Raw genomic sequence first — 15513 nt, 5'->3', positions numbered from 1 at the left:
ACCTTTATTGTGGACGATTGTATATATTTTTAGAACTGATATCGTGAGCCAGTTCTACTTTTTTCATTCCAAACCACCAAAGTATTGCCATATATGGCACGACCATAAACAACCAATAATTAACAGATAGAAAAATAAAATTGTAAATCGCATGATAACACATTGGCAGCATTAAAGAGACAAATAATAACCACAGTGGGTTCTCGTTGGCATTTGCAAATTTGGCTCTACCCATGTAATAGCCCATATAGATACCGAACAAAGCATGGCTAGAAACTGGTAATAATGCACGCCACATGGCAACTTGCTTTCCGTTAATCACGAGATACAAAAAGTTTTCAAGCGTCGCAAAACCAAGGGAAACCGCTACAGCATAGACAATACCATCATACGGCTCGTTAAACTCTACATGCTTATATGCGGTATGAAATACAACTAACCATTTAAAAAATTCTTCCACAACCGCAGGTGAAATTACCGTGTTAAACCAGACGGAATCGATGCCCCACTCATTTTGAAAAATATATTGCAACACCATTACGGGAAAAGCAAGCAAGATACCAAAAATAAAAGAGCGCACCACCATTGAAATTGGCTCAGGCTCTAAGTTATCGCGCAAATAAAAATAACACAGCAAAGCAAGTCCTGGCGCCAAAGCTGCACCAATTAACGGAATCATATTTCTTGTTTGCTCCTTTACATAGGTTCCCTATTCATCGTACCATGAAAGATAATATATGAAAACCCGCAACAGGAGAGAGAGCCCTATGAAAAAAGTGCTAGTGATAAATACAGGCGGTACCATTGCAATGTCAGTTGAAGAAGGTACAGAAAGCGTTAAACCGTTAGACGAGCATGTCCTAAATCACAATCTTCCCTATTTAAGTAAATATGCTGATGTTGTCATGAAAGATTTCGTTAATCTACCAAGCCCACACATGACGCCTGCTATTATGAATAAACTACGGGAAATCATTGAGCAAGAGCTGTTACAGGATACTTACGACGGCATCGTTATTACTCATGGTACCGATACCCTCGAAGAAACCGCATACTTCCTTGACCTTACTCTGCCAGTAACCGTGCCGATTGTCGTAACAGGCGCTATGCGATCTAGCAACGAATTAGGAGCTGACGGTCCAGTCAATCTAATTTCTTCCGTTCGCACGGCTATCGACCCAAGCAGTCGCAACAAAGGTGTACTTGTTGTTTTTAATGACGAAATTCATGCAGCCCGACACGTAACCAAGACCCATACCTCTAATGTAGCTACTTTCCAATCCCCCTCCTACGGGCCGATTGGAACTATCTCAAAGAAATCCATCCAGTACCATCATGCTCCACTTTCACGCGAGTTTTATGAAATATCGCATGCGGATGGAAATGTACCGCTTATTAAGGCGGTCACTGGTATGGACCCTGCCTGGCTTCACTTTTTATTAGACCAAAAAATTGACGGAATGGTAATTGAAGCATTCGGATTAGGAAACCTGCCTCCAATGATCCTTCCTGTATTAAAGGAGCTATTACAGCGAAATGTACCTATTGTAGTAGTTTCTCGTTGCTACAATGGACAGGTACAAGACCTATACGGATATGAAGGCGGAGGCCGTCAATTAAAAGACATGGGTATGATCTTTTCAAACGGATTAAATGGACAAAAGGCCCGTTTAAAGCTGTTGGTAGCCTTGCAGCAAACCGTTGATTCAACCAAATTGCAGGATTGCTTCGATCACTAAAAGCTTAGTGTATATGGATAACAGCCACGTAGAAATAGATATTTCCTTTCTGCGCGGCTCTTTTGGTTTATTCTACCATTCATCTCTGCTCATTTAAAATGATAAAAAAAGCCTTCTTGGCATTAAACCAAGAAGGCTCTTCATAATATCTTACACCCATCCGCGGAAACGTGATGCTTCCGCCATCTTACGAGCGCCTACCATATAAGCAGCTAAGCGCATATTTACACGGCGCGTTTGAGAAGTCTGGTAGACGTTTTCAAACGAGCGCACCATCACACGTTCTAGCTTCTCTTCTACTTCCTCTTCTGTCCAATAGTACCCTTGGTTGTTTTGTACCCATTCAAAGTACGATACTGTTACACCACCAGAGCTAGCCAGTACGTCAGGCACTAACAAAATGCCGCGTTCTGTCAAAATTTTTGTAGCTTCCAAAGTAGTTGGTCCATTGGCTGCTTCTACTACAATAGAAGCTTTGATGTTATGTGCATTATCGGCTGTGATTTGGTTTTCAATAGCAGCCGGTACAAGAATATCGCAATCCAATTCCAATAGTTCTTTATTGGAAATGGTATTAGTAAATAGTTTGGTAACGGTACCAAAGGAATCACGACGATCTAAAAGGTAATCAATATCCAAACCATTTGGATCGTATAGAGCTCCATAAGCATCAGAGATACCTACCACTTTAGCACCTGCATCATGCATGAATTTAGATAAATAGCTTCCTGCATTACCAAAGCCTTGTACAACCACTCGAGCACCTTCCAGGTTGATACCTGCTTTCTTAGCAGCTTCACGAATGCAGATCGTTACTCCCTTTGCTGTAGCGGTTTCACGACCATGAGAACCACCTAATGCAATAGGTTTACCTGTAATAAATCCTGGAGAGTCAAACTCACGAATGCAGCTATACTCATCCATCATCCAAGCCATGATTTGTGAATTGGTAAATACGTCTGGAGCAGGAATGTCTTTCGTTGGTCCAACTAGTTGACTGATAGCGCGTACATAACCACGGCTAAGACGCTCTAATTCAGGGAAGGACATTTCACGCGGATCACAAATAATTCCGCCTTTTCCTCCACCATAAGGCAAATCAACAATTCCCGCTTTCAAGCTCATCCAGATGGAAAGCGCTTTCACTTCATCCTCTGTAACTTCAGGATGAAAACGTATTCCGCCTTTTGTTGGACCTACAGCGTCATTGTGTTGTGCACGATAGCCTGTGAACACTTTAGTCTCGCCATTGTCCATTCGAACTGGGATGCGAACAGTCAGGACTCGCAAAGGCTCCTTTAACAGTTCGTACATCGACTCTTGGTAACCTAGTTTTTCTAGTGCTTCCTTAATCACCGTCTGCGTCGAAGCCAAAAGATTCATACTTTCTTTTTGTTGCGCAGTTTCAGTGTTGTTGGTTACCATTTCGTGATTCCCCATTGTATAATCACCTCAAAAAGTTATGTTCAGTAAATCCATCGTTCAGTATACACGGTCAATACCTGAAAGAGAAGTAAAAATTCTGCTTTTTCCTTATTTATAAGAACTTTCTAGAAAAAACAGAAATTCTCGCTTGTCACTAAACTTTCCTACAGCCAAAGCATACTCCTCTTTTATTAAAATGAAAAGGGTTACTTGCACTTCAATGTGCTTTCTTTTGTATTCGATTGGGCAAACCTATGTCATAATAACAAATAGAAAAGGCTATTAGGAGTGTGAATTTGTTGACAACACAAAAAGGAATTCTACTAATTTATGCACATCCAGACGACGAGACATTTGCCTCCGGTGCCACGATTGCTTTTTATACGGACCAAGGAAATGTACGCCAAACTCTCCTGTGTGCTACAAGAGGTCAGGCAGGCAAAGCGGGGTCACCACCACTATGCACACAAGAGGAGCTGCCCGCATATAGAGAAGCCGAATTACGCCATGCCTGTGACATCTTAGGTGTGGATCGGGTTGCGGTATTAGATTACGAGGATAAACTGGTAGGCAATTCTCCCATCGAAGAGCTTGCTGCCCATATAAAAGCAATGATTGATGAGGAGCAACCACAAATTTTAATTACGTTTGCTCCGCATGGGATATCGGGTCATCCTGATCATATAGCGATGTCTAAGGCTACTCAGTATGTTGTGGATCACCTGCTAGACGATTCTTCAAGTGTACGTAAGCTATATCATGCAACCATCCCGTTAACTGCTCCCTTTACGAGTAAAAATGGTACGCCTACCAATGGAGATTTACTGGAGGATATTACAACTATCATCGATCAAAAGCCCTATAGAGAGCAGATAGCGAAAGCTTTACTAGCACATAAAACCCAGCATTTATCTGTCGAGCGAGTCTTTCCAGGCATAACCTCTCATGATTATAAAAACGTACCAACCACTAATTATTATCTATTGGCATGGCACAACTTGCCCAACTATCAGCCTACAGAAAAAGAATCAGACTTGTTTGCCGGTATCCAATAAAAAAATGACAGCATAAAAAAGAAGGACACCATATAACTTACGCACATAGGTGTCCTTCTCTTCATATTAACGAAAATATCGAGCGATTTCTTTAACAGCGTCATCAGGCATAATCGACTTTCCGTATTCTTCTAACACATATACAGTAATCGGATTTGCCTCACCATATTCCGATAAAATCGCAATGAGGTGCTGGTAACGCTCCTGTTCAAGCTCTACATCCTCTAACACAAGGTAGTATTTATCCTGATAAGAATATAAGCTGCCTCCATATGTTAAAAAGGCATTAATTCTGTGAGCTACCTCTACGACATGTTCAAAATCACGGAAAGCATATATGATTAAGTCACTCTCTTCTAAAGTAACTTCCATTTCGTATACATCATCTTCTTCATCTTTTTCAGCAGTGATTCCTGTTTTGCCACGAGTGACAATGACTACCATTCCTTGGGCAGGTAAAGCAAAGACTTCTACAGCAACTGGACCAGATATTTCAAATCCAAGCTCATCATAAGCCTGCTCCATCATATCATTAAACAGCTCATGAACTTTAGGAATGTCACGCCACATGTCTTCCTTTTCAATACCTCGCTCCGTAAGATCGTCAAAGGTTAAAAAAATTCTTATCTTGTCTTGGCCAAGGCGTTCAACTCGCATGACTGTCCCTCCTCACCATCCAGTCCTATTACAACGTATGTTAAGAAGCATGTAATTGTTCCGTACATACATCTATAAATAGAATAATCTGGCTTAAAAAAATATCTATTTCATTCTTACTAGACAAACTCTCCTTAAGCTATAATCCTGCTGTAATTATAATTCATCCATTCTTGTATAATACCACATTGTGAGACAAGAACATAGATATTGGAGTTTTTCCTACTACTCTCTTTCCGACATAAATCGTCAATCTAGCGGAAATCTGAGGTATTCTTGTCAAAAGTTGCGCTTTCCCAGGAAAGAATAAACATCTAGGACAGACTCATTTATATACTTATACGTAATATTCTAGCAGTTCGTTTCATGTAAAGAGAATATGCCCAACTGATATGTATTTATACAACTCATTGCATCATGTTCAATATGATCTTTTATTCCACAATATGCATGGGACAAAAAAAATGACGTTACTGCTTCCAGAAAACTTATGAGCTTTTTCCCAACGCCTGTTCCTCATCGTTTCTCATCAAGTGCGGAAGATTATAACGTCATATCATAAGCCCATATTATGGCGATGTTTTATTCTTGTGCCAGCTCCAATAAACGCTTGTGTATCCAAATAGCAGCCTGAGAGCCGTCTCCCATTGAGATCGTAACTTGTTGAGAGTGAGCATTGACGTCTCCTGCTGCCCAGATATTGCGATGATTTGTTTCCTTGGTTCGTGGATCTACCTGAACATGTCCTTGGGGTAATAGTTTAATTTGAAAAGCTTGGAGTAGGTCTGAATTAACATGTGCTCCGGCAAAAGCTAAAAAACCTCGTTCTACTGTAATTGCTTCACCAGAGCGTAATTTAATTAATGATAATTGACCATTCTGCTGTTCTATAGAAACGATCTCATCCTCTCTATAGTATTCCCCCCATTCATTAGCCCTGATTTGATCCTCCTTATCCAGCGATGTTAGCGAATGATTAATAATCACGATATCTTGTGTGTAGTATTTTAATTCCTGTGCCGTTTGCAAAGCTTGCTTGCCAGAACCAATTACTACTGTACGCTTTTGTTGGACTTCATAGCCATCACAATCGGGGCAAATGTAAATGGACTCTCCTAAACACTCAGCCAATCCTGGAATATCCGGCAATGGGTCAGTAATTCCCGTGGCAATTAGTAATGTCTTTGCCATAAAGGTTTCCTTATGTTCTCTTGTGGTCACGCAGAAAATATGCTCCTGATTCTGCTCACAAAATGTTGCTTCATCTTGAATAAATGTGGCTCCAAAACGCTTGGCCATAATTTCTCCCTGCGTTCTCAGTTCCAATCCACTGACACCCTCTGGATAACCCAATATGTTGCGGTATTTGCGCGCTAAAGTCGATCTCCCCGATTTTTTATCAATAACTAAAACCTTATGTAAGCTTCGCGAGAGCTGAATTGCTGCTTGTAAGCCAGCAATTCCGCCTCCAATCACGATGGTGTCGTAAATCATGAGTCCCTCCTAACAGTTTCTCTCTCTAGAGTAACCATTTTAGGCGATTAACATGATTACCTTTCACTAATCTACAGGAATGTAAAGTGTTTTTCCCTCTATTAATGGGGCTTCTGTATCAAGACCATTAAAAGTTGCGATTCGTTTTACCCCATTATTATTTCCATAGTAAGCCCGGGAAATTTTATGTAAATTATCTCCTCTTTTAACTTTGTACAATTTACTTTTAATTTTTTTAGCAGGTTTTTCCTCGCTTATCGTTGTTTCAGGCTTGCTTGAAGCCGGAGCTAGAACTGAAGCTGGGCTAGTTTTCTGCTCAACAGTAGTTTTATTAGTGGTTGGGGCCGAGGTACTAGTAGGTTTAGCCGCAGATGTAACAGCAGCCTGTGTACCTACCCCCCCTTTATCCCCTTCCTGCCCAGGTGCTGAATTATTTGCTGGTTTCTTAACCTCTAGCTGCGGCTGCATTTCAGGCTTTGTCACATTTGCTTGATCTGTACCCTCCTTATTTACGAGTGGTTCAGGTCCTGTTACGGAAACTCCTGTTCCCGAAGCAATCGCATCTGTCCGCGTCTGGTGACCGCTAAAAATTAACGCCGGTTGTGTCGAATTCATCTCCTTCCAGATGAATAATACACCTGCCACGACTATTGCTCCCGCTAACGGAACAATGATTTTCCATCCCCCTCCACTTGCGAGTGTAGACGAGGCTTTTACTTGCTCCTTAGACACTTCGTTCTCACTCTTTGCTGCTTGTTTTTCTGCGCTTATGCGACTTGCTTGCTTTTTTTGGGCTTGTTTTTTATTTTTGATCCTCGTTTTTCTAGGAGGTAAGCCAAGCAGGGTGTCCTGCTGCTCCGCTGTTTGCTTGTCACCATCTCTACCTTCCATCTTATTTCCTCCCCTTCTTGTTACATATCTTTCTGTGAATGTATTGATCTTGACTTATATTTTAAAAATAAAGCAAGAATGAAATTGATAGTAGCATGAACAAACATAACTGTGATCAGACTATTGGTCCAGGTAAAAAGTACGCCCAGTAAATAGCTAGTTAGAAATACCATTCCAATGAGAATGGGTTTTTGCAAGTATCGAAAATGAATAGCTGTGAAGAGTATGCTTGTCCACACATTACCGATCAATTCATGAATTACACCGCGAAAAAGCCATTCCTCACTAATCCCTACAGCTACACAGAGTAAAAACGTAGTTGGAATCGAAAGGGAATGAAAAATCCGTTCATTTATCCCGCCGTCATCTACCCAGCTTGGCGGAACTGTTTTTTCAATAATAATATTACTAGCCACAACAAGGACAATCAAAAGAACAGCATAGCCAAGATAAGAAGGGTGCATCGTAAATAAAAGCTGCCATAATTCTGTTTTCGTATAAAGAAACCATGACCCTAATAAGGCAATCAAAAGAGCAATCCCTTGTGTGAGCCACAGATTAAGTAGCAGCGTACGGTCATCTAACTGATCTAGCTTATTGTTTCTACTCACAACGAAGCGGAACCTCCTTCATTTGGCGATTGACGGGGCAACAATCGCTCCACGGCTTCCTGAAGATTCCAGATTGCTTCACGAGTAATCCTTTTCTGCTTTGCAGACTCGTGATAAAGATCTCTGTTGATTCCGCAGGTTCTACAGCACGACTCTGGTTTGTTTACCAGCCTCTCCCCAAAATAGGCTAGCAACGCTTCGCGATAACAACCAGATGTCTGAATCCACTCCTGCATAGTCCCTAATTTCGCATATTTAGAACGCTTTACTAGCTGTATTCGTTGCTTCATTGTACCATAGACGAGCTTGGGGTCATGCGGTTGAACCCAGTAGGTATACCCGTTTTTTCCCAGTTGAACATTATGAACCGCTCCTGCTTCCTGTGCATAGTAAAATAGGAGCCTTGTTACATTTTCGCCAATGCCAATAGCGGCAAAAAGTTCCTCATGTGTGATTTTTTGCTCATGGCCCTCTCTGGTGAGAGCGTGAGAATCAGCTCGATGAACTGAGTTAGGTAGCAGTTCTAAAAAGGCAACTAATTCTTCGTCTGTTGGATATTCATTTTGGAAAAGACGGTGGTGAATATGCACATCCTCTTCCTGTACATACAAACAAGCATATCCAGGTTGCTGGTCACGTCCAATGCGTCCAACCTCTTGTGTATAAGCCTCTATGCTTGCAGGAAGATGATAGTGAATAACAAAGCGGATATCTGGCTTGTCAATTCCCATTCCAAATGCATTCGTAGCAATAATCACATCTAATTGATTTGCAATAAATTGCTCTTGAATCAAAATACGCTCCATCGGGTTCATTCCACCATGAAAGCCACTTACCCGCTGAATTCCGCCTTGCTGGCACAGTAAGACGAGTTGTTCTACTGCTTGCCTTGTACTGCAGTATACGATGCCCGGCTTTTGACATTCACGCAATTGAGCAAGCAATCGTGTTTTTTTGTCCGCCTCATCGCTGGCTGGATAGAGATCATAGGCAATGTTAGAACGATTTACACTTAAACGGATTTGATTATCTAAAGCAATGTCAAACAGATCAGCAATTTCTTGCGCCACGTTATGAGTAGCAGTGGCCGTCACAGCTAGCACAGGAGGTTCTCCCAATGCTTTAATCAAAGACGGCAATTTCAAATAATCCGTGCGAAAGTCATGGCCCCACTGTGATATGCAATGTGCCTCGTCAATCGCTACCAAGGACACACCTCTTTTTTGGAGGAGCCGAATAATCGAAGGTTGTTGCAATTTTTCTGGGGAAATATAGACAAGCTTGTATTTCCCCGCTTCCAGCTCATCTATTACCAAGCGAATTTCATCACGATCCAAGGAGCTATTTATGTATGTCGCTAGCCGATGTCCGTTTTTTAACAATTGCTGAACCTGATCGACCATTAAGGAAATGAGCGGGGATACTACAAGTGTGATACCAGGCAGCACATATGCAGGCACCTGGTACGTTAGCGATTTTCCACCACCTGTAGACATGATGCCAAGCACATTTTCCCCATGTAAGATTCGACTAATAATCTCCTCTTGTCCTGTGCGAAACGCGGCATGACCAAAGTACTGTTGCAAGATAAGACGAATGTTTTTCATATTTGTTTCCATGCTGACGCTCCTCTAAGGGCCAAAGCCAGTCGTATTTGCAAATAACTGTAGTCATGGCCCAGTTCATCCTTTAACAGTCGCAATCGCTTTGTATGTAATCGATCGCTTGCTTCATGAACGAATTGAATTTGCTGCTCGCTCACAAAACGACCATACTTACAAGGCAGACCCTTTAAAGCAGCTTCAATCAGATGATCCTCTGCGGTATTTAACTTAATGGCGCGCCTAGAAGCAACCTCTTCAAGCGTCATACCCTTTTGAAGCATGTTATATGTTTCCCAAGCGCTCATACTAATTGGCGGCTTTTGTGCTGGTTGAAGCTGACATAGTCTTTGTAATAATGGGAATCGACCTGATTTGTTCTCCTTTACCTCACAATACAAGCTACTCCAAATCGACAACAGCTTTACCTCCGTAAATAGACAGGATTCACGAAATTGGTAGGCAATTTGCCGAGCTGTGAGGCCTACTTGTGAAGCTCCCGTCCACTGCAAAAAAAACTGCTGCTGCAACGTAGGCTCAAGCATATCCAGAAACAGATAGAGCTCGTCTGCCAATCCATTAAGCCATGCCGATCGGTCATCCGGCTTTGCCAGCAGTTGCTTGACTCTACGTTGAATCTCTTTATTTTGCACAATCGGCGAAAAATGAGAGTTGTCATGCAAAAGCTGTGAAATCGTTTGAACCATGAGCAAGGTTTGCAAGCGAAATAACGTTGCTTGCTCCGTTATCGACATCCCATTAATTCCAGATAACCACCGCTCCAATTGATAGGTTTTATTTTGTTCACAAAGTTGTTGATTCCCCAATTGAGTGAGCTTAAAGCTTGATATACCATCCTTTTGCGCTGTATTAGTATTTGAGACCCACTTTTTTTCCATGAGGTTTTGGATGATTTGCTCCCACAGCCCTCTTGTAATCCAAGGGAAAAGCCGATAATAGGAATGGAGGTTAAAATTATTCACATCCTGCCATACTTGATTAGCTTTACGTCCTTTTACCATGTAGTAGAGAGATTGAGGAGTACGTTCCCCTTGCAACACAGCTAGACCTTTCAATACGAGGGATTCAAAAAATTGGAAATCTTGTTCCTCCATGGATCAAAGTTTCTCCTTCACGTTTGATTAATTTATTTATTTTATCATGAAATCAGTGACAAAAATTGATTGTAATGTTTTTGCTTTAGACGGAGGGATTACCTATGACAAAGCGTTTGTCCAAGCACGAGTACATTGTTACATACATGATTATCTTATCATTAACATGTTTGGTTGTCGGATTTTTTTGGGGAGCAAATGTAGTTCAATCGAAAATGAATGAACAACTGACCCAGCTCCAGCAATTAACACAACAAACACATAATCAGGAAAAACTCATTCGTGAAAAGAAACTATACCCCGAGCAAGATTTCACCCATTATTACTACAGCTTTTATGAACCACTCAGCACTTTTCAAACAGACTATTTTTATTATGTAGCCAACTTACAGGGAAAAACATTGCAAGAACAAAAAGGAGTTCATAACCAACTCAAACAAGTCGTAGAGACTAAAATCAAACAGCTAGAAAAAGTATATATCAGTGAGCGTTCTCCTTTGTTGGTCTCGTCTAAAAATCAATTTCTTGGAAGCCTGCATACCTTACATAATAGTTTAACGCAAGCCATGGCAGACACGAAAGGCAGTCACTACTCCTCCGAAGACATCGCTGCCCTGCGTCATGCCAAAGACTTTCAATCAGAATATTTACAAGCTCAAACAAAATTTTATCATGCAATTGCTATGTGGGAACAAATCTATGTACTACAACACTCTATCGGTGATGTCGATATTACCTCGCTGACATTTGCAGCATGGGATACACTGCCTTTTCATTATCGCAATTACATATCTGCACGATATATGGAGAATATTAGAAGCATACCTCAATTCTACCCTCAGGATTTGACGGCTTCTATCGATGCTCGTATAAAAAATAAAGAGACAGTGAAATTAGGCTGGAAAAACATCCCGTTTGGTGTTAATGTATTGATTGCAAGCAATGGGGTACATGCTGGAGATTTTGTACAATTAAACAAGAAGATCTACCCTGCCCTCACCTTGCCTGAAGTGCCGATTTATCATAAATAAATCGTGTTCTAGGTACATATTTGGACGCGATTCATTCTTGTAATCGGCATAAAGTAATTATACAATAATTGTGTAAGCTGGACGTACTATCAAGGGGCAGGAGGTGAAACCATAATGACTACATGGGTAGATAAAGATACCTGTATTGCGTGTGGGGCCTGTGGCGCCACAGCTCCTGATGTATTTGATTACGACGATGAAGGTTTGGCGTTCAACACGATTGACGACAATACAAACACTGCTGAGATCCCTGAGATTCTGCACGATGACGTTCGTGATGCAGCAGACGGTTGCCCAACTGACTCTATTAAAATCGACGAATAATCGATTGCAATCAAATAAGGAAGACCAAAACCACTTATCTCTGCTTTAGCAGTATGGGTGGTTTTTCTTCTGTCCAAATCTTATTTTATCTCAATAAAATTTTCTTTTTTTAAACAAAGCTTGCTTGCTAAAATCCGAATATTTATCCATAACATTTTCATTTTTGACTCTCTTATCCTCGGTTGAACAATCTCTCATTTTTTATTAATTTCTATCATTTGCCTCTTTTTTCTTCATATTACAAAAACCGTACATTCACCTGTTTTTACAACAAGATTATGTATCTCCTCCACTTATTTACGAACAACAGTGACAGTACGTAAAAGCAATGTTCTTTCTTTTTCAATTTTTCTTCTTGACGCTACTGTTGTACGGTGATAAAGTAAATTCTAACTTTAACAGCTACATACAAAACAACTTTGACGAAGAGATGCTTTTACAGGAAATCCTCAGAGAGCCGGTGGGTGCTGCGAACCGGTGATTCCTTTAAGAGATGAGCACTTCCGAGTTGGCAAACCCAGCCCGCTTGCGGTCGTAGGTTTGAACGGATGATCCGTTATCTCTCAGGTCTTGTTACCTGGTAAGGTTCTTTTTTGCGAAAAGAAGAACAAATGAGGGTGGTACCGCGAATATAACTTCTCGCCCCTCACTACATCATGTGATTTGTAGTGGGGAGGCTGAGAAGTTTTTTTATATGCTCAAAAGACAAAATTTCTACAAGTAAAGAAGCCATAGAGATATTTAGGAGGATGAGAATCATGTTTAAAGAGAAAATCATATTACGTATACCTGGCCCTACCCCAATCCCACCTCGTGTGCAGCAAGCAATGAACCGTCCCATGATCGGTCATCGCAGTGGTCAATTTTCTCAAATGCTTTCTGACGTAGCTGAGAAAATAAAACCGGTTTTCGGTACAGCTCAGCAAGTGTATGTCGTTGCCGGAAGCGGCACAAGCGCTTTGGAAATGAGCGTGGTTAATACTTTGCAAGCCGGGGATGAAGCAATCGTCACGATTAGCGGCGCTTTTGGCGAACGATTCGCAAAAATCTGCGAACGGTATCAAATCAAAGTTCACCGTCTGGAGGTTGCTTGGGGAGAAGCAATTACCCCTGAACTCTTGCAAGATTTTCTCGTACAGCATCCGATGGCAAAAGCTGTATTTGCTACCTATTGCGAAACATCCTCTGGTGTCTTAAATCCAATACCTGAATTATCGAAGGTCGTCAAAAAGCATAGCAACGCTTTATTTATTGTAGACGCGGTCAGTTGCTTAGGGGCTGTGCCTTGCGAAATGGATGAATGGGGTCTGGATATCGTTGTAACAGGTTCGCAAAAAGCCTTTATGCTGCCTACTGGACTTGCTTTTATTGCCGTTAGCCAACAGGCCTGGAAACGTATTGAACAGATCACTCCACAAGCCTTCTATCTTGATCTTAAGGCTTATCGAAAAAGCATGGCAGATCAGACAACTCCTTATACCCCTGCCGTATCCCTTGTCTTTGGATTAGAGGAAGTAGTAGCAATGCTCGATGAAGAAGGGCTTCCTCAGGTATTCGCTCGCCATGAGCTTATGAAAAATATGACGCGGGCTGCCATGAGAGCTTTAGGATTACCGTTAATGACTGAGGATGCTTACGCCTCTCCTACTGTTACATCCGTAGATCCTGGCGATTTATTTGATGCTGAGGAGCTACGTAAAATATTGCGCACCAAATATAATGTGATCATTGCTGGTGGGCAGCAGCATTTAAAAGGAAAGATTTTCCGGATTGGTCATATGGGCTATTGTGATCCGCAGGACGTATTGACAGTCATTTCACTCATTGAAATCTCTTTGCAACAGATTGGTTACGAAATAACATTAGGTGCCGGTGTACGAGCGGCTCAGGAGGTATTGATTCAGCATGGATAAATTTCGCGTATTAATAAGTGATCCATTAAGTGAACAAGGTATTCAGCAATTGCTGGACGCACAGGATGTGATCGTTGAACAAAAAACAGCTCTATCTCCAGATGAATTACTAGAGATTATCGAGCAATATGATGCTTTATTAGTTCGCAGTCAAACACAGGTGACTGCTGAAGTCATACATGCTGCTAAGAAACTAAAGGTAATTGGTCGTGCAGGTGTTGGTGTCGACAATATTGATATTAATGCAGCCACGGCAGCAGGGATTGTAGTTATCAATGCACCAGACGGTAATACAATATCCACGGCTGAGCACTCCTTTGCAATGCTTATGGCTGTGGCTCGCAACATTCCTCAAGCTCATAAAAAATTGGTTGATGGAGCATGGGACCGTAAAAGCTTTCAGGGTGTAGAGCTTCACAATAAAACCTTAGGAATTATTGGAATGGGTCGAATTGGTTCTGAAGTAGCGAAGCGAGCAAAGGCTTTTCAGATGAACGTTATCGGTTACGATCCTTATTTGACAGACGAACGCGCTCAAAAGCTTGGTGTAACAAACGGTACTGTAGATGATATTGTTACACAAGCAGATTTTATCACCGTGCATACTCCATTAATGAAAGAGACCAAGCATCTGTTAAACGCCAAGCAGTTCGCTAAAATGAAACCAACCACTCGGGTGATTAACTGTGCGCGTGGCGGAATCATTGATGAAAAGGCTTTGTTGCATGCATTAGATAACGGACTAATTGCTGCAGCTGCACTTGATGTATATGAAGAAGAGCCACCTGTCAATAATCCATTGATCGGTCATCCACGAGTTGTTACAACTCCTCACCTAGGGGCATCTACTGTGGAAGCCCAAGAGAACGTTGCAATTGATGTATCCGAAGAGTTACTCAAAGCATTACGTAATCAAACTTTCAAAAATGCAGTTAATTTACCTACTGTAGACGCTCATTTAATGGAACGAGTACAGCCTTTCTTCTCCCTATCAGAAAAATTGGGACAATTCTTAGCTCAACTAACAATCGGTGCGTTGCAAGAAGTGAAAATTACGTATAGCGGCGAATTATCTGAGATGAGCACCTCTCCATTAACTCGCACGATTTTAAAAGGCTTATTAGCTTATCGACTAGGTGCCGAAGTTAACTACATTAATGCGCCCTACCTAGCAAAAATGCGGGATATCTCGGTAACGGAAGAAAAATCAACAATATCTCGTGGTTTTACCAATTTAATTACCGTGACACTTCGCTCCAATCTAGAGACAAGAACGATTGCTGGTACGCGTTTAAATGGCTTTGGTGATCGAATTGTCAAAATTGATCAATCCACCATTGATGTACAGCCTCAAGGCTACCTCCTGTACGTTCAGCACCATGACCGTCCGGGTGTTATTGGCTATGTTGGCAGCGTGCTTGGACAAAATGGTGTCAATATTGCCACCATGCAGGTCGGTCGCAAGGATGTAGGTGGGGATGCCATTATGATGCTGACAGTTGATAAACCACTCAGCGCTGAGCTCTTGGATGAACTAGGTCAATCTCTTGAAATCTCTAGCGTAACCCAAATTGAGTTATAACAATAGAAGAATCCAGGTAAAGTATAGATAAACCTGTAAACAGCCAAACTGGTAGAGATTCTGCCTTTTTGGCTG

14 protein-coding genes and 1 other annotated feature are annotated in these 15513 nt (G+C 41.5%); of the genes, 6 read left to right on the top strand and 8 right to left on the bottom strand.

The window, feature by feature from the left end; genetic code table 11:
- Window positions 1-4: 4 nt before the first annotated feature.
- Entirely contained in the window at window positions 5-679 is a 675-nt protein-coding gene (gene prsW, locus QZ995_RS02390) for a glutamic-type intramembrane protease PrsW (RefSeq protein WP_301802558.1), read from the bottom strand.
- Window positions 680-767: 88 nt separating this feature from the next.
- Here prsW and QZ995_RS02385 point away from each other — a divergent pair, with 88 nt between their 5' ends.
- Complete coding sequence (locus QZ995_RS02385) at window positions 768-1739, top strand: asparaginase (protein ID WP_003338500.1); 972 nt, start codon at window positions 768-770, stop codon at window positions 1737-1739.
- Between the two features lie 150 nt (window positions 1740-1889).
- Here the strand turns inward: QZ995_RS02385 and QZ995_RS02380 are convergent, their stop codons facing one another.
- Window positions 1890-3164 carry a Glu/Leu/Phe/Val family dehydrogenase gene (locus tag QZ995_RS02380; RefSeq protein ID WP_064017164.1) on the bottom strand — a complete coding sequence of 425 codons (1275 nt, stop codon included), beginning with the start codon at window positions 3162-3164 and terminating at the stop codon, window positions 1890-1892.
- A 296-nt stretch (window positions 3165-3460) separates the two neighbouring features.
- Here QZ995_RS02380 and QZ995_RS02375 point away from each other — a divergent pair, with 296 nt between their 5' ends.
- On the top strand, window positions 3461-4219 hold the full coding sequence (locus QZ995_RS02375; protein WP_301802553.1) for a PIG-L deacetylase family protein: 759 nt from the start codon (window positions 3461-3463) through the stop codon (window positions 4217-4219).
- Window positions 4220-4285: 66 nt separating this feature from the next.
- On the opposite strand, the gene QZ995_RS02370 is transcribed toward QZ995_RS02375, so the two are convergent.
- The 6 genes from QZ995_RS02370 to QZ995_RS02345 all read right to left on the bottom strand — a co-directional run bounded on the left by QZ995_RS02370 (window position 4286) and on the right by QZ995_RS02345 (window position 10588).
- Complete coding sequence (locus QZ995_RS02370; protein ID WP_003338497.1) at window positions 4286-4876, bottom strand: genetic competence negative regulator; 591 nt, start codon at window positions 4874-4876, stop codon at window positions 4286-4288.
- 582 nt (window positions 4877-5458) lie between these two features.
- The gene (locus tag QZ995_RS02365; protein ID WP_301802539.1) at window positions 5459-6370 is read right to left on the bottom strand and encodes an NAD(P)/FAD-dependent oxidoreductase; all 912 of its coding nucleotides are present in this window, start codon (window positions 6368-6370) and stop codon (window positions 5459-5461) included.
- Between the two features lie 66 nt (window positions 6371-6436).
- Complete coding sequence (locus QZ995_RS02360) at window positions 6437-7261, bottom strand: LysM peptidoglycan-binding domain-containing protein (protein WP_301802537.1); 825 nt, start codon at window positions 7259-7261, stop codon at window positions 6437-6439.
- A 20-nt stretch (window positions 7262-7281) separates the two neighbouring features.
- Window positions 7282-7872 carry a CPBP family intramembrane glutamic endopeptidase gene (locus tag QZ995_RS02355; RefSeq protein ID WP_301802534.1) on the bottom strand — a complete coding sequence of 197 codons (591 nt, stop codon included), beginning with the start codon at window positions 7870-7872 and terminating at the stop codon, window positions 7282-7284.
- The gene (locus tag QZ995_RS02350) at window positions 7869-9491 is read right to left on the bottom strand and encodes a RecQ family ATP-dependent DNA helicase (RefSeq protein WP_301802532.1); all 1623 of its coding nucleotides are present in this window, start codon (window positions 9489-9491) and stop codon (window positions 7869-7871) included. Before QZ995_RS02350 ends, QZ995_RS02355 begins: the two co-directional genes overlap by 4 nt.
- Complete coding sequence (locus QZ995_RS02345; RefSeq protein ID WP_301802529.1) at window positions 9476-10588, bottom strand: helix-turn-helix domain-containing protein; 1113 nt, start codon at window positions 10586-10588, stop codon at window positions 9476-9478. Before QZ995_RS02345 ends, QZ995_RS02350 begins: the two co-directional genes overlap by 16 nt.
- A gap of 104 nt (window positions 10589-10692) precedes the next feature.
- Here QZ995_RS02345 and QZ995_RS02340 point away from each other — a divergent pair, with 104 nt between their 5' ends.
- From QZ995_RS02340 to serA, 4 genes are all read left to right on the top strand, one after another.
- On the top strand, window positions 10693-11619 hold the full coding sequence (locus QZ995_RS02340; RefSeq protein ID WP_301802526.1) for a hypothetical protein: 927 nt from the start codon (window positions 10693-10695) through the stop codon (window positions 11617-11619).
- A 114-nt stretch (window positions 11620-11733) separates the two neighbouring features.
- Window positions 11734-11943 carry a ferredoxin gene (locus tag QZ995_RS02335; protein WP_301802525.1) on the top strand — a complete coding sequence of 70 codons (210 nt, stop codon included), beginning with the start codon at window positions 11734-11736 and terminating at the stop codon, window positions 11941-11943.
- A gap of 410 nt (window positions 11944-12353) precedes the next feature.
- Window positions 12354-12593, top strand: a binding site (T-box leader).
- 108 nt (window positions 12594-12701) lie between these two features.
- Entirely contained in the window at window positions 12702-13856 is a 1155-nt protein-coding gene (locus tag QZ995_RS02330; RefSeq protein WP_301802523.1) for a pyridoxal-phosphate-dependent aminotransferase family protein, read from the top strand.
- Window positions 13849-15438 carry a phosphoglycerate dehydrogenase gene (gene serA / locus QZ995_RS02325; protein ID WP_301802521.1) on the top strand — a complete coding sequence of 530 codons (1590 nt, stop codon included), beginning with the start codon at window positions 13849-13851 and terminating at the stop codon, window positions 15436-15438. Before QZ995_RS02330 ends, serA begins: the two co-directional genes overlap by 8 nt.
- Window positions 15439-15513: the final 75 nt, after the last annotated feature.

The organism is Brevibacillus laterosporus (assembly GCF_030489605.1).
Classification (GTDB): Bacteria; Bacillota; Bacilli; order Brevibacillales; family Brevibacillaceae; genus Brevibacillus_B; species Brevibacillus_B laterosporus_E.
This window is presented reverse-complemented; position numbering and strand designations above follow the sequence as displayed.

Bases quoted from the DNA above. Each gene is read 5' to 3' on its own strand.
- QZ995_RS02365 (WP_301802539.1), bottom strand. From the start codon at position 6,370: ATGATTTACGACACCATCGTGATTGGAGGCGGAATTGCTGGCTTACAA.
- QZ995_RS02345 (WP_301802529.1), bottom strand. From the start codon at position 10,588: ATGGAGGAACAAGATTTCCAATTTTTTGAATCCCTCGTATTGAAAGGT.
- serA (WP_301802521.1), top strand. From the start codon at position 13,849: ATGGATAAATTTCGCGTATTAATAAGTGATCCATTAAGTGAACAAGGT.
- QZ995_RS02360 (WP_301802537.1), bottom strand. From the start codon at position 7,261: ATGGAAGGTAGAGATGGTGACAAGCAAACAGCGGAGCAGCAGGACACC.
- QZ995_RS02370 (WP_003338497.1), bottom strand. From the start codon at position 4,876: ATGCGAGTTGAACGCCTTGGCCAAGACAAGATAAGAATTTTTTTAACC.
- QZ995_RS02385 (WP_003338500.1), top strand. From the start codon at position 768: ATGAAAAAAGTGCTAGTGATAAATACAGGCGGTACCATTGCAATGTCA.
- QZ995_RS02350 (WP_301802532.1), bottom strand. From the start codon at position 9,491: ATGGAAACAAATATGAAAAACATTCGTCTTATCTTGCAACAGTACTTT.
- QZ995_RS02330 (WP_301802523.1), top strand. From the start codon at position 12,702: ATGTTTAAAGAGAAAATCATATTACGTATACCTGGCCCTACCCCAATC.
- QZ995_RS02380 (WP_064017164.1), bottom strand. From the start codon at position 3,164: ATGGTAACCAACAACACTGAAACTGCGCAACAAAAAGAAAGTATGAAT.
- QZ995_RS02340 (WP_301802526.1), top strand. From the start codon at position 10,693: ATGACAAAGCGTTTGTCCAAGCACGAGTACATTGTTACATACATGATT.
- prsW (WP_301802558.1), bottom strand. From the start codon at position 679: ATGATTCCGTTAATTGGTGCAGCTTTGGCGCCAGGACTTGCTTTGCTG.
- QZ995_RS02335 (WP_301802525.1), top strand. From the start codon at position 11,734: ATGACTACATGGGTAGATAAAGATACCTGTATTGCGTGTGGGGCCTGT.